12 protein-coding genes are annotated in these 12890 nt (G+C 55.5%); 11 read left to right on the forward strand and 1 reads right to left on the reverse strand.

All coding sequences use genetic code 11. The features are described 5' to 3' along the window. Nucleotides 1-129: 129 nt before the first annotated feature. The 3 genes from IPN69_23900 to IPN69_23910 all read left to right on the forward strand — a co-directional run bounded on the left by IPN69_23900 (nt 130) and on the right by IPN69_23910 (nt 5080). Complete coding sequence (locus tag IPN69_23900; GenBank protein ID MBK8813753.1) at nt 130-1617, forward strand: NCS1 family nucleobase:cation symporter-1; 1488 nt, start codon at nt 130-132, stop codon at nt 1615-1617. Between the two features lie 29 nt (nt 1618-1646). Continuing rightward, entirely contained in the window at nt 1647-3104 is a 1458-nt protein-coding gene (locus tag IPN69_23905) for a CoA-acylating methylmalonate-semialdehyde dehydrogenase (protein MBK8813754.1), read from the forward strand. Nucleotides 3105-3205: 101 nt separating this feature from the next. After that, on the forward strand, nt 3206-5080 hold the full coding sequence (locus tag IPN69_23910; protein MBK8813755.1) for a gamma-glutamyltransferase: 1875 nt from the start codon (nt 3206-3208) through the stop codon (nt 5078-5080). Here IPN69_23910 and IPN69_23915 read toward each other — a convergent pair. Next, nucleotides 5062-5364 (reverse strand): hypothetical protein, encoded by a 303-nt coding sequence (locus IPN69_23915; protein MBK8813756.1) that lies wholly within the window; start codon nt 5362-5364, stop codon nt 5062-5064. The genes IPN69_23910 and IPN69_23915 overlap by 19 nt on opposite strands. Nucleotide 5365: 1 nt before the next feature. Here IPN69_23915 and IPN69_23920 point away from each other — a divergent pair, with 1 nt between their 5' ends. The 8 genes from IPN69_23920 to IPN69_23955 all read left to right on the forward strand — a co-directional run bounded on the left by IPN69_23920 (nt 5366) and on the right by IPN69_23955 (nt 12704). Continuing rightward, a complete protein-coding gene (locus IPN69_23920; protein ID MBK8813757.1) occupies nt 5366-6424 on the forward strand; it encodes a c-type cytochrome in 1059 nt (352 codons plus the stop codon). Nucleotides 6425-6565: 141 nt separating this feature from the next. Next, nucleotides 6566-7009, forward strand: a complete 444-nt coding sequence (locus IPN69_23925; GenBank protein MBK8813758.1) for a transposase — start codon at nt 6566-6568, stop codon at nt 7007-7009. Between the two features lie 145 nt (nt 7010-7154). Beyond that, on the forward strand, nt 7155-8024 hold the full coding sequence (locus IPN69_23930) for an acyltransferase (GenBank protein MBK8813759.1): 870 nt from the start codon (nt 7155-7157) through the stop codon (nt 8022-8024). Between the two features lie 90 nt (nt 8025-8114). Continuing rightward, complete coding sequence (locus tag IPN69_23935; GenBank protein ID MBK8813760.1) at nt 8115-8915, forward strand: hypothetical protein; 801 nt, start codon at nt 8115-8117, stop codon at nt 8913-8915. Between the two features lie 26 nt (nt 8916-8941). After that, complete coding sequence (locus tag IPN69_23940) at nt 8942-9340, forward strand: hypothetical protein (GenBank protein ID MBK8813761.1); 399 nt, start codon at nt 8942-8944, stop codon at nt 9338-9340. A 20-nt stretch (nt 9341-9360) separates the two neighbouring features. Next, nucleotides 9361-10707, forward strand: a complete 1347-nt coding sequence (locus tag IPN69_23945; protein MBK8813762.1) for an NAD(P)-dependent oxidoreductase — start codon at nt 9361-9363, stop codon at nt 10705-10707. Then, nucleotides 10707-11780, forward strand: a complete 1074-nt coding sequence (locus IPN69_23950; GenBank protein MBK8813763.1) for an NADP-dependent oxidoreductase — start codon at nt 10707-10709, stop codon at nt 11778-11780. The genes IPN69_23945 and IPN69_23950 overlap by 1 nt, the downstream gene beginning before the upstream one ends. A gap of 186 nt (nt 11781-11966) precedes the next feature. Then, the gene (locus IPN69_23955; protein ID MBK8813764.1) at nt 11967-12704 is read left to right on the forward strand and encodes a DUF4339 domain-containing protein; all 738 of its coding nucleotides are present in this window, start codon (nt 11967-11969) and stop codon (nt 12702-12704) included. Nucleotides 12705-12890 lie beyond the last annotated feature (186 nt).

Below are 12890 nucleotides of genomic sequence, written 5' to 3' on the forward strand. Positions count from 1 at the left end.
TCGCTTGAGACTTTCGATTGTTTCCGCTATAAAGAATTACTCGCTTTCGCGTGTGAATTTTCGTAATTTCTTGCCCTGAACGAGACGCCCGTTTTTGAATTGGCGAAGCGCGACTTGTCGTAATTCGATATGGAAACAACTCAAAATCCCGACGGTCGCGTCGAACTGACCTCAGAAGGAATCTCTTCGATCGCCGGCAGTCCGCTGTTCAACTCCGACCTGGCGCCGGTCGCGGTCGCCGACCGCAACTGGACGACCTACAACTACGCCGCGTTGTGGATCTCGATGGCGCACTGCATCCCGACGTATATGATGGCCTCAGGGCTGATCTCGGCCGGCATGAACTGGTGGCAGGCGCTGATCACGATCCTTCTCGGCAACGTAATCGTGCTCGCGCCGATCCTTTTGAATTCGCACCCCGGAACAAAATACGGAATTCCTTTTCCGGTCTTCGCCCGCGCCAGCTACGGCGTCGTCGGATCGAACCTTCCGGCGCTGATGCGCGCGATCGTCGCCTGCGGCTGGTTCGGGATACAGGCGTGGATCGGCGGACAGGCGATCCACGTTTTCTTCGGGTCGATCATTCCGGGCTGGAACACTTTGCTCGGCGACAAGATCGCCGGGCACACGCCCACCGAATGGCTCGCGTTCCTGATCTTTTGGGCGATGAACATCCTCGTCATCTACCGTGGCATGAACCTGCTGCGAATAGTCGAGAACTGGGCCGCGCCGTACGTTCTCGTCATGACGGCCGTACTCCTTGCATGGATTCTTTACCAGGCCGGCGGCGTCGGATTCCTGCTCAACGAACCGGGTAGGTTTCAGACCTTCGGCGAGTTTTTCCCGATCTTCATCCCTTCGCTGACGGCGATGATCGGCTTCTGGGCGACGTTGAGCCTGAATATGCCGGACTTTACACGGTTCGGAAAAAGCCAGCGCGAGCAGATGATCGGCCAGACCGTAGCGCTGCCGACGACGATGGTCGTGTTCGCGGCGATGGGAATCCTGATCACGTCCGCGGCGGTCGTCGTCTTCCCGCATATGAAGCACGAGGATTTGTGGGATCCGGTGAAACTCGTGGGTCAGTTTTCGCAACCGGTCGTCGTCGCCGTTTCGATGTTCACGGTCGTCGTCGCGACGCTTTCAGTCAATATCGCCGCTAACGTCGTCTCGCCGGCCAACGACTTCGCGAACGCCTTCCCGAAGCTGATCTCGTTCCGCACCGGAGGACTGATTACCGGTATCATCGGGATTCTGATGCAACCGTGGAAACTGCTCGCCGATCCGTCCGGTTACATCTTTAGCTGGCTGCTCGGATACTCGGGCGGGCTCGGCTCGATCGCCGGAGTTCTGATTGCCGATTACTGGCTGGTGCGCGGAAGGAACTTGAATCTCGCCGATCTTTATCGCGTCCGCGGCGAGTATTCCGGATGGAATTGGCGCGCAGTTGCCGCGACGCTTCTCGGATGCTTTTTCGCGTGGATCGGACTGGTGTTCGAACCTCTCAAAATACTGTACGATTATGCTTGGTTCGTCGGATTCGGAGTTTCGTTCTTTGTCCACTGGGCGCTGATGAAATCGATGCCGGCGAAGCTTGAATCCGCCGAAAATAAATAATAGAAAGCAAACCGTTGCGAAAATAACCTATGAAGTACGAAACCGTTCAGAACTATTACAATGGCCAGTTTGCCGAAAGCGCTTCGGCCGAATCGCTCGACGTCGTATCGCCGACGGACGGCAATCTGCTTTCGCGCGTTCCGATGTCGACGACAGACGAACTCAACGCCGCCGTCGCTTCGGCAAAGGCCGCGTTTGAGAAATGGAGCACGACTCCGATCAAAGAACGCGTCCAGGTGTTTTTTCGCTATCGGAACTTGCTTGAAAAGAACTTCGACGAGCTGACCGCGCTGGTTGCGGAAGAAAACGGCAAGACCTGGGACGAGGCCAAGGCCGAAGTCGAAAAATCGATCGAATTGACGGAGTTTGCGTGCTCGATGCCGCAGCTCGTCCTGGGCGAGATCCTCGAGGTTTCAAAAGGCGTCGAATGCCGCACCGAGCATTTCCCGCTCGGCGTCGTTGCGTCGATCGTTCCTTTCAACTTTCCTTTGATGGTGCCGAACTGGACGATGCCGAACGCGCTCGTGCTCGGCAACACGATGGTGATGAAGCCGTCGGAACTTGTTCCGCTGTCGTGTCTGCGAATGGCGGAACTGCTCAAAGAAGCCGGATTGCCGGACGGTGTTTTCAACATCATCAACGGCGGCCGCGAAACCGTCGAAGCGCTCTGCGCGCATCCGGACGTCGAAGCCGTCAGTTTTGTCGGTTCGACGCGCGTCGCGAAGCTCGTTTATCAGCAGGCGACGCACAATTTGAAGCGCTGCATCGCGCTCGGCGGCGCGAAGAATCATCTTTTCGTCCTGCCCGACGCGAATCCTTCGATGACCGCGACCAACGTCACGGCATCGATGTCGGGCTGCGCCGGCCAGCGATGTATGGCGGCTTCGGCGATGCTCGCCGTCGGCAATGTCGATCCGATCATCGATCAGATCTGCGACGAAGCGCGAAAGATAATTCCAGGGAAAAATCTCGGCGCCGTCATCTCGCCGGCCGCGAAAGAACGAATCGAACGATACATCACCGAAGCGGAACGCGACGGCGCGCGGATTTTGGTTGACGGCCGCGGCGCGGTTGTCGAAGGCAAGGAGGGCGGAACCTATGTCGGCGCGACCGTGATCGACTTCGTGACGCCGGAAATGTCGGTCGCGCGCGAAGAGATCTTCGGACCCGTTATCTCGATAATGCGAACGGAAACGCTCGACGAAGCGATCCGGATCGAAAATTCGAATCCGTACGGCAACGCGGCATCGGTATTCACGCAGTCCGGCGGACTGGCGCGTTATGTGATGGAAAAGGCAAGCGCCGGTATGGTCGGCGTCAACATCGGCGTCCCGGTGCCGCGCGAACCGTTTTCTTTCGGCGGTTGGAACGATTCGCGATTCGGCGCGAACGACATCACCGGCAAGAGTTCGATCGAGTTTTGGACGAAGATCAAAAAGACGACGACGAAATGGAATCCGGAAGCGGGCATCAACTGGATGTCGTGACGTCATTTGGGAATTCGGATTTGGGAGTTCGGATTGGAGCGCAAGCGTCCCGCTTGCATTGAGCGCGCAGCGCGAAGACGCCGCGGAAAAGCAACAAAGTTATGGCAAAACACAACTTCCTGATTGCCTTGATCATCGCGATCTCAGCGATGCCCTTGAATATGTTCAGTCAACGAACGCAGAAGCCCGTAATTTTGGGCCGCAAATGGGTCGCCGTGACGGGCAAACCGATCGCCGCGACGGCCGGTGCGATGGTTTTTCAACAGGGTGGGAACGCCGTCGACGCGGCCTGTGCGATGATCGCCGCGACCTCGACGATGTGGGACACGCTCGGCTGGGGCGGCGAAACGCAGGCGCTCGTTTACAACCCGAAGACCGGCAAGGTCATCGGCATCAACGCGCTCGGCGTCGCTCCGACGGGCGCAACCGCGGAATTCTACAAGTCAAAAGGGATGAAACATCCACCGGAGTTCGGACCGCTCGCGGCCGTCACGCCCGGGACACCCGGCGGAATTCTGGTGATGCTCGCAGAATTCGGCAAACTGAGCCTTAAGGACGTGCTCGCCCCGGCGATCGAAATGGCCGACGGATATCCGATGGACAATGAGACGTCGAACGTCATCGAGCGCCGCAAGGACTGGCTCAAGAAATGGAAATACAGCCGCGAGGTGATGCTTCCTCATCTCGGCGAGAAGCGCGAAGCGCCGGCCGCCGGCGAGATCTTCCGCCAGCCCGATCTCGCGGCGATGCTCCGAAAACTGGTCGAGGCGGAGCAGAACGCGCTGAAGACCGGCAAGAACCGGAAACAGGCGATTCTTGCGGCCTATGACCGGTTCTACAAGGGCGACATCGCGAAGGAGCTCGTCCGCGGGACGCAGGAAGAAGGTGGTCTGATTACGCTCGAGGATCTCGCAAAGTGGAAAGTTCATCTCGAAGAGCCGGTCTCGACCAATTACAAGGGCATCGATGTTTATAAGCTGAATGTCTGGACGCAGGGCCCGGCGATGCTACAGGCGCTCAACATCCTCGAGAACTTCGATCTCAAAGCGATGGGCTACAACAGCCCGAAATACATTCACACGGTCTATCAGGCGATGAACCTCGCCTTTGCCGACCGCGATTTCTATTACGGCGATCCTTATTTCAAGCCGGTCGCGCCGGTCGAGACGCTCCTGTCGAAAGAGTACGCTAAGGAGCGCGCAAAGCTGATCAAACCTGACCGCAACGATCCCGAGGCGAAACCCGGCGATCCGTACAAATTCGGCGGCAAGCCGCATCCGTTCCAGAAACTGCTTGACGGCTGGAAAGTGGTACCGTCCGAGACGCAGACGCTGGCGCCGCAGATGACCGGTTTGCTGGTCAACGGTTTCCCCGAGAACGAAGCCTCGTTTTACGGCGGAACGACTTCGGTCCAGGCATCGGACGCCGAGGGCTGGGTCGTTTCTGTGACGCCGAGCGGCGGCTGGATTCCGGCGGTGATCGCCGGCAAAACAGGCGTCGGCTTGAGCCAGAGGGCGCAGAGTTTCGTCACGGATCCCGCCGATGGCCCATACAATGTCGTTGAACCCGGCCGCCGGCCGCGCGTGACGCTGACGCCGACGCTGGCGCTCAAGGACGGCAAGCCGCTCTACGCGTTTTCGGTTCAGGGCGGCGACAGCCAGGACCAGAACCTGCTTCAGTTCTTTCTGAATTCGGTGGAATTCGAACTCGGCGTCCAGCGCGCGGCCGAAGCCCCGAACATCAACAGTTTTCAGATGCGGAGCAGTTTCGGCGCGCATGAGATCCGTCCGGGACGATTGTTGCTGGCGAACTCGACCCCGCAGTACGTCCGCGATGAGCTAATCAAAATGGGCTATACGCTGACATTCGAAGAACGCACTTCGGGTCCGATCACGGCGATCTTTTTCGACCGCACACACGGCACGATGTGGGGCGCCGCCAGCAATCACGGCGACGATTACGGAATCGGTTGGTAATTTCGGATTTGGGATTTCGGATTGGGATTTCGGATTTCGGATTTGGGATTTGGGATTTGGGATTTCGGATTTGGAATCTGGAATCTGGAATTTGGAATTTGGAATTTGGAATCTGGAATCTGGAATTTGGAATTTGGAATTTGGGATCTGGAATCTGGAATCTGGAATTTGGAATTTGGAATTTTGGAATCTGGAATTCGGATTTCTGGAATCTGCTGGAATCTGGAATCTGGAATCTGGAATTTGGAATTTGGAATCTGGAATCTGGTCAACTTTCGCAGCAATATGAAAAATACAATCAAGATCTTGGCAGTTATCGGATTTACAGTGTTCGCGGGATCATTTCTCGCGAAATCGGGCAGCACACAAACGAAACAGGTCGAAACTGCCGGCCAGAAGTTCAAGAGCATCAAGGTTCTGAACGAAATGCCCGCGGACCAGATGGGCAAGGTGATGAATATGATCTCGGCGTCGCTCGGCGTCGACTGCAAGTTCTGCCACGCGTCGAACGACGCTGACTACGAGAAAGAAGGCTTCGAGCACAAGGACATCGCCCGGCAGATGCTGAAGATGACGTTCGAGCTCAACAAGAACTACTTCGAAGGCCGGCCCGAGATCAACTGCAACTCGTGTCATCAGGGGAAAAGCCATCCCCAGCCGACGTTTCCGCTAAAGCCCGTCGAACAGGAACCTCGTCCGGCGCAGCCGACGACGAAACCGACGGTCGATGAAATCCTCGCGAAATACGCGGCGGCGCTCGGCAAAGGCGATATCAAGTCGCGCCAGATCACCGGACAGCGAATCGAGCCGGACGGGAAGACGGTCGAACCCGAGGAAGTTCTGCAAAAGGGCGAAAAAATGTCCGTTAAAACGACATACGGCACATACGTCGTGCGCGAGATTTACGATGGCAAAACGGCGGCAAAGTACGGCAACGCCGATAAAATCCAACTCAAACCTGACGAGATGGAACAGATCAAACGCGAGGCGCAGATTTTCGCGAATGCGAATCTGAAGGCGATCTATCCGAAACTCGAGTTTCGCTTCGTCGACAGGATCGACGGCCGCGAGGTCAATCTCCTGCTTGCGACCAACGCCGACAACAGCCGTGAACGTCTCTATTTTGACGTCCAAACCGGTCTCCTCGTGCGTCGCGTCGCATCCGCACCGACGGTTCTCGGGAACTTTCAGTTTCAGGTCGATTACATCGATTACAAGGATTTTGGCGGCGTCAAGATCCCGACCGTCGTGAAGTTCGCCGTCCCGAACATTCGCTGGACGCGAAAAGTTTTAGACGTTAAAATCAATGTCCCGGTCGGAGACACCGTTTTTGCTAACGACTGATTGACTTGCCGTTTTGGTTTAGGGTCGAACCGGTTCATTCGCAGCAAAGCGTCAAAGACGCGGTCAGATAATAGCCAGATGCGTAGCGTCTGGGAACGGAAAGGGAACAGGCCCGCGTCGAAGACGCGGAAAGAACATCCGATGCCGTCAAGCCACGTTTCTGCCAATTTCCATCTTGTTTTTGCGACGAAGGGGCGTTTGCCTCTGATTGCCGACGATTGGCGTCCGCGTTTGCATGCGTACTTGGGGGGTATAGTTAAGGGAATGGAAGCGGTCCCCCTTGCGATTGGCGGCGTTCGAGACCATGTGCATTTACTTGTCAGTCTGAAGTCAAAGCACCGTTTGGATTATTTTCTCCGTGACCTAAAGGCAGACTCCTCCGGTTGGGTTCACTCTGAACTTGGAAAGAAGTTCGAGTGGCAGAAAGGATACGGAGCGTTTTCGGTGAGTCCAACAAGCATCGGTGCTGTTACGAAGTATGTTGTAAATCAAGAGGAGCATCATCGACTGAGAACGTTTGAACAAGAGTATGTTGAACTCCTCGATGCCAGCGGTATCAATTATGATCCGCAGTATCTCTGGTAGTTCTTTCGCGACTTCAACGCGAAGTCGACACAATTCGACCGGACGTTTCACGTCCGGCTACTTTCGGATCACGGCTCCGCCGTTGGTGCAGTGGACATCAGGATCTTCAACCGAGGAATTCCGACCTGAACGGACTTAGTAATTTATGTCAAGAATAATCAAAGCTGGCCTGATCCAGGCGCACAATGTCGGCGATGTGAACGCGCCGATCGACGAGATAAAAAAAGCGAACATCGACAATCAGATGAAGTTCGTCGAAGACGCAGCACGGCAAGGAGTCCAGATGCTTTGTTTCCAGGAGATCTTCACGACGCCTTACTTTTGCGCCGAGCAGCAGACGCGCTGGTACGATGCGGTCGAGAAGGTTCCGGACGGACCGACCGTCAAGCTGATGCAAGATGTCGCGAAACAGTTCGGAATGGTTCTGATCGTGCCGATCTACGAAGAAGAGATCTCTGGAATCTACTACAATACCGCGGCGGTGATCGACGCCGACGGCAAGTATCTCGGGAAATACCGCAAGACCCACATCCCGCACGTCGCGCCCGGATTCTGGGAGAAGTTCTATTTCCGCCCGGGAAATCTCGGTTATCCTTGCTTCGACACCGCGTTCGCGCGGATCGGCGTTTACATTTGCTATGACCGCCATTTCCCCGAGGGCGCGCGTTGTCTCGGGCTCAATGGTGCGGAGATCATCTTCAACCCTTCGGCGACCGTCGCCGGACTTTCGGAATATCTCTGGAAACTCGAACAGCCGGCGCACGCCGTCGCTAACGGTTATTTCGTCGGCGCGATCAACCGCGTCGGAACCGAAGCGCCGTGGAACATCGGCGAGTTTTACGGTCAAAGTTACTTCTGCGATCCGCGCGGACAATTCGTCGCAATGGGCTCGCGCGACCAGGATGAGCTGATCGTCGCCGATCTTGATATGGACAAGATAAAGGAAGTCCGCAACACGTGGCAGTTCTTCCGCGACCGCCGTCCCGATGCGTACGGCGCGATCTGTGATGATTAGGCTGTTTCGTTCGGAATAGTTGAAAGCTGATAATTGTCGCGCCGTATCAACTTTCACTTATCATCTATCAATTGCTCCGAAGAAGAACTTATGAATAACCAAATACTAGGAACGTACCTGAGAATTCTGGCAGTCGTTTTTGTTCTGTCGTGCCTTCCGACTTTCGCTCAGACACCTCAGACGATCGAAAAGGAACTCGTCAACCACGCGAAACGCATCAGGACGTTGGCGACGGAAGAAGGCCAGGATAATGCCGTTAAACTCGATGCCGAGAACGACGCGTTGAAGGCGAAACTCGTCAAATACGGTCGGCTCGCGTCTGTCTTGAAGTATCCGTTCAACGAATTGAAAAAACACCTGTTCGTTGCAACATCGAAAGACGGGAAATTTCGTATCTATTCGTGGGATACGGAAACCGGCGGCACAATGCATTTCTACGAGAACGTCTTTCAGTTTCAAGGCGGCGACGGCAAGGTGTACGCCAAGACCGCGGTTCTCGACGAAGGGGATTCCGGTGGATTTTATTCCGACATTTTTCAGGTTTCGACGAAAAACGGAACCGTTTATCTCGGCCGGATGACGGCGACACTCTCGACAAAGCATTCGTACGAAGAGGTTGCGCTCTTCAAGATCGACCGCCGAACGCTAGATGACCGCGTCCGCCTTTTCAAAACGAAGGCCGGCCTGCAAGATCACATCGGCTTCGAGTACAACTTCTTTTCGGTCGTCAATCGCAAGGAGCGCCCGATCAAACTGATCCAGTTTGACGAGCGTTCCAACACCGTTCGAATTCCCGTTGTTCTCATCAAGAAAGATGACGAGATCGGGACGGTAACGAAAAGATTCATCAATTACCGATTCAATGGAACTCATTTTGTAAACGCCAAATAAGGAAAACAGTTGAGGGTGGTGAAAAAATGAACGACGACCTATGGGGCGAGATCGCCATCGACACAAAACTGGAATTGCCGATCGCGATTCTTAAGCGGCAGGCCGAGCTTCTGGAAAAGAAAACCGGCGGGGTCCTCGACGCGCAGGTCCATTCGATGAAGATGACCGGCAAAGATTCGGTCGGTTATTCGTTCAACATCGTCGCGCCCGCGCTTAGCGATTACGTTCACAAAGTGCTCACCATCAGTCATCCGGGCATCCTGCTCTATCCCGTACGGTTGGTGTCACACGTGACGGATGCCGATTTGAGCTGCAAGGATGAAGAAGAGTTTGTAAAAGCTCTGCGAGAAATACTCTCCTCAAGCGTGGTCCACAAAGCCGTGCTTGCGTTGATCACTCAGAGTAAAGCCGCGGGATCAGCGTAATTGCCGCGTTTCGCCATTGTATGGAACCTAAACTGACCGAACAGATCGAAGATAATTTCGCGGAGATCCATCCGCTGATGTCCAAGCCTGAAGCGCTGCTGGAAGCGAATCGATGCCTTTATTGCTACGACGCTCCCTGCACGCGTGCGTGTCCGACACATATTGACGTTCCGGCGTTCATCAAGAAGATCGCCTCGGGAAACCTCGACGGCGCATCGCGGGTGATCTTCGACGCGAATCCGATCGGATCGTCGTGCGCCAAGGTCTGTCCGGTCGATGTACTTTGTGAAGGCGCGTGCGTCGAGAAAACTCTCGTCAAGAAACCGATCGAGATCGGACGCCTGCAGCGATATGCGACGGAACACACGCTCCGATCCGGAAAAACCCTGTTCGAAAAGGGTGTCGGGAACGGAAGATCGGTCGGCATCGTTGGGTCCGGACCTGCCGGCTTGAGTTGCGCGTCATATCTCGCGCGGCTTGGATATGACGTGACCGTTTACGAAAAACGTCCGCTTGCCGGCGGGCTTGATACGTACGGAATGGCGGAATACAAAATGACCCAGGCACATTCCTTGGCGGAAGTCGCCCAGATCGAAAGGCTCGGCGTGAAGTTCAGGGTCGACACGGAAGTAGTTGCCATTGCGGATGGCGAAGATCCTGCAAAAGTGACAATTGGCTATCGAACAACTCCAAGTCAAACAACCACTGACGCGCACGATGCCGTCTTTCTTGGCGTCGGACTCGGCAAGACCAATCGTTTGGGTATCCCTGGCGAAGATCTTGACGGCGTTATCGATGCGCTGCGGTTCATCTATAAAGTGAAAACCCGCGATTGGGCAACGGTTCCGCTCGGCCGGAGCGTGGTCGTTCTCGGAGGCGGGAACACGGCGATCGACGCGGCGACGCAAGCCAAGCGGCTCGGCGCGGAAAGATCGACGCTCGCTTATCGCAAGACTGAAAAAGAAGCGCCGGCGTACGATTACGAGTTCGGACTTGCGCGCCGCGACGGCATCGAGTTTGTGTGGCAGGCATCGCCGGTCGAGATCGTCGGGGACGGCGAAGTCACCGGGATACGATTCAGGAAGCCGGACGGCTCGGAGTTTCAGATCGAATGCGACCTTGTCATCAAGGCGATCGGTCAGGAGAAACAGGCCGAGTTCTTCCGCAAGCTCGGCCTCGCGACTGACGAGAAAGGCCGCGTCTCGGTGAGCGACTCGATGCAGACATCAAATCCGAGGATCTTCGCCGCCGGCGACTGCGTCAATGGTGGCAAGGAAGCGGTCGACGCGGCGCAGGGCGGAAAACTCGCGGCCCAAAGCATACACCGTTCGCTGACGGGCGAAACGGTAAGATTTGCCGGGGGATGATGCGCCAATGGGTACTCGCGAGCCGGCCAACCGGCCCCGCGACGATCGACAATTTCAGGCTCGAAACCGCACCCGTTCCCGAGATCGGCGACGGAGAATTGCTCGTGCAAACGCTGTTTCTCGGCGTTGCACCGGTGATGCTGCGTTATATGACGAATCAGACGTCGTTCGAAAAACCGCTCGCGATCGGCGACGTGATGCACGGGCGCGGCGTAGGGCGCGTCATCGAAAGCCGTCATCCGGATTACGCCGAGGGCGATCTGGTGCAGGCCAAGCTCGGCTGGCGCGAGTTTGCGAAAATAGATGCGCGCGATCCGTACTATTTGATCTACAAGATGCGCAACACGGATCTGCCCGCGTCGCACGGGATCAGCAGCCTCGCGATGAGCGGATTTACGGCGCTCATCGGAATGCGCGAGATCGGCGCGGTGAAACCCGGCGAGAACGTGCTTGTTTCCGGAGCAGCGGGAGGCGTTGGCAGCCAATGCGCTTTCGTCGCCCGCACGCTCGGCGCCGGGAAGGTGGTCGGGATAGCGGGCGGCCCGGAGAAGTGCCGGCTTTTGGTCGATCGGCTCGGTTATGATGCCGCGATCGATTACAAGAACGAGGACGTCGCCGAAAGGCTTGACGATCTTTTCCCGGACGGGATCGACGTCTACTTCGACAATGTTTTCGGCGAGTTGCTCGATTCGGTTTTGCTGAGAATCAATCGCCGGGCGCGAATCGCTCTTTGCGGACGGATTTCCGAGTATTTGAAATCGCCGGACGAATATCACGCTTTTCGCAATCTCGGTCGGCTCGGTCTTCAGGACGCGAAGCTCGAAGCATTCTTCGTTTACGATTACGCGGATCGGTTCTCAGAATATGAAGATACGCTCGCCGATTGGATACGCAACGGAAAGCTGTTGCCGCTCGAATATGTACTCGACGGGCTTGAGCGTATGCCGGAAGCCTTGATCCTTCTCTACAAAGGCCAAAACGCCGGGGTCGCGATGATCCGGATCGCGAAGGACGCAGACAGCGGAATCGATTCAACGGGTGAACGAAACGAAGGAATTGAAAAGAAATCGTAATGCAACCCGCGCGCTCAAGTGCAAGATCGGCGATGACGGGATAAAGCAGCCGGCTGCTTGCGATTGCCGAACAACGCGGTGGAAATTCTAACGCGGAATCCTGGAACGGGAAGCAGGTCGCCAAGAAAGGTGACAAATCAAACGGGATATTTCTTTGCGGTCGGGCGTTGGTTACGGGAGACAAGGATGGCGGTCTATTTCTACAAAGACAATCAGCAGCTAGGGCCTTACGAAGAGGAAGTTGTTGTTGGATGGCTTCGAGCCGGAACACTTACGCCCGAGGTTATGGGTATCCGTACCGGGGAAACGCAATGGACCAAGCTGGGTACGCTGTTTCCGCAAGCGATGCCGGAGCCGAAACCTGACTCCGTAGTGGGAATCCCGCCCACAGCGGCGATCAGTAAGACCGAGCCGGAATCTCGCAACACTTTATGGCTGAAGCTTCTTTGCGGTTTTTGTTTTCTGGTTGCTCTAACGGTCTTTCTGTCAGCAACTTACTATTCCTATGTCATACCGACTGATTCAAATACGATACACAAATATCCTGCTATGATCCTCGTGCAAATTATAGTACGTAACATTCAGATCGGGACTTTTTTGTCGGGTTTCTTTATAATTCTGGCAATTCTGTGTGCGTTCAAGAGCACTCTTATTGACTCCAATCAGATAAGAGTTGGACTCCGAGCCGTCTTCGTTCTGGTATTGCTCGCGGGTTGTGTTGCTATTCTCAGCGGGATCGGAAGTTACCTAACCTTTAGGATGAACGCCGAAACTTCGCCGTACGAGGCGACGCGGACGTACCACGTAGCTGAGAATCGGATTGGTCCGTTTCGGAAGTTGGCAGTGTTGGGGCCATTAGGCGTCGGAGTCGTGATTTTTGGTGCTTCCGGACTTTTTATGACAAAACGGCGACGGAATCCCTAACTCGTATGCAGCCGGATCATCGCTTTTGGTCACCGCTCGACAACGTGGCGAGCAACATTTTGCCGAGATCAACCCGACGGTCTGAGGCGATGCAAGCGAACCGCAGTCTGAAAATGACGTTTTTGTTTTGGTGACATTTGTGTCAATGGAATCAATTGTCGAGACGGCGGCGCTAAAAATTGGTTG

The organism is Acidobacteriota bacterium, assembly GCA_016715115.1.
In the GTDB taxonomy this organism is placed as follows: domain Bacteria; phylum Acidobacteriota; class Blastocatellia; order Pyrinomonadales; family Pyrinomonadaceae; genus JAFDVJ01.

What these genes read in the sequence shown, in the direction of transcription:
- IPN69_23900 (MBK8813753.1), top strand. Translation starts at nt 130, where the DNA reads ATGGAAACAACTCAAAATCCCGACGGTCGCGTCGAACTGACCTCAGAA.
- IPN69_23905 (MBK8813754.1), top strand. Translation starts at nt 1,647, where the DNA reads ATGAAGTACGAAACCGTTCAGAACTATTACAATGGCCAGTTTGCCGAA.
- IPN69_23910 (MBK8813755.1), top strand. Translation starts at nt 3,206, where the DNA reads ATGGCAAAACACAACTTCCTGATTGCCTTGATCATCGCGATCTCAGCG.
- IPN69_23920 (MBK8813757.1), top strand. Translation starts at nt 5,366, where the DNA reads ATGAAAAATACAATCAAGATCTTGGCAGTTATCGGATTTACAGTGTTC.
- IPN69_23925 (MBK8813758.1), top strand. Translation starts at nt 6,566, where the DNA reads ATGCCGTCAAGCCACGTTTCTGCCAATTTCCATCTTGTTTTTGCGACG.
- IPN69_23930 (MBK8813759.1), top strand. Translation starts at nt 7,155, where the DNA reads ATGTCAAGAATAATCAAAGCTGGCCTGATCCAGGCGCACAATGTCGGC.
- IPN69_23935 (MBK8813760.1), top strand. Translation starts at nt 8,115, where the DNA reads ATGAATAACCAAATACTAGGAACGTACCTGAGAATTCTGGCAGTCGTT.
- IPN69_23940 (MBK8813761.1), top strand. Translation starts at nt 8,942, where the DNA reads ATGAACGACGACCTATGGGGCGAGATCGCCATCGACACAAAACTGGAA.
- IPN69_23945 (MBK8813762.1), top strand. Translation starts at nt 9,361, where the DNA reads ATGGAACCTAAACTGACCGAACAGATCGAAGATAATTTCGCGGAGATC.
- IPN69_23950 (MBK8813763.1), top strand. Translation starts at nt 10,707, where the DNA reads ATGCGCCAATGGGTACTCGCGAGCCGGCCAACCGGCCCCGCGACGATC.
- IPN69_23955 (MBK8813764.1), top strand. Translation starts at nt 11,967, where the DNA reads ATGGCGGTCTATTTCTACAAAGACAATCAGCAGCTAGGGCCTTACGAA.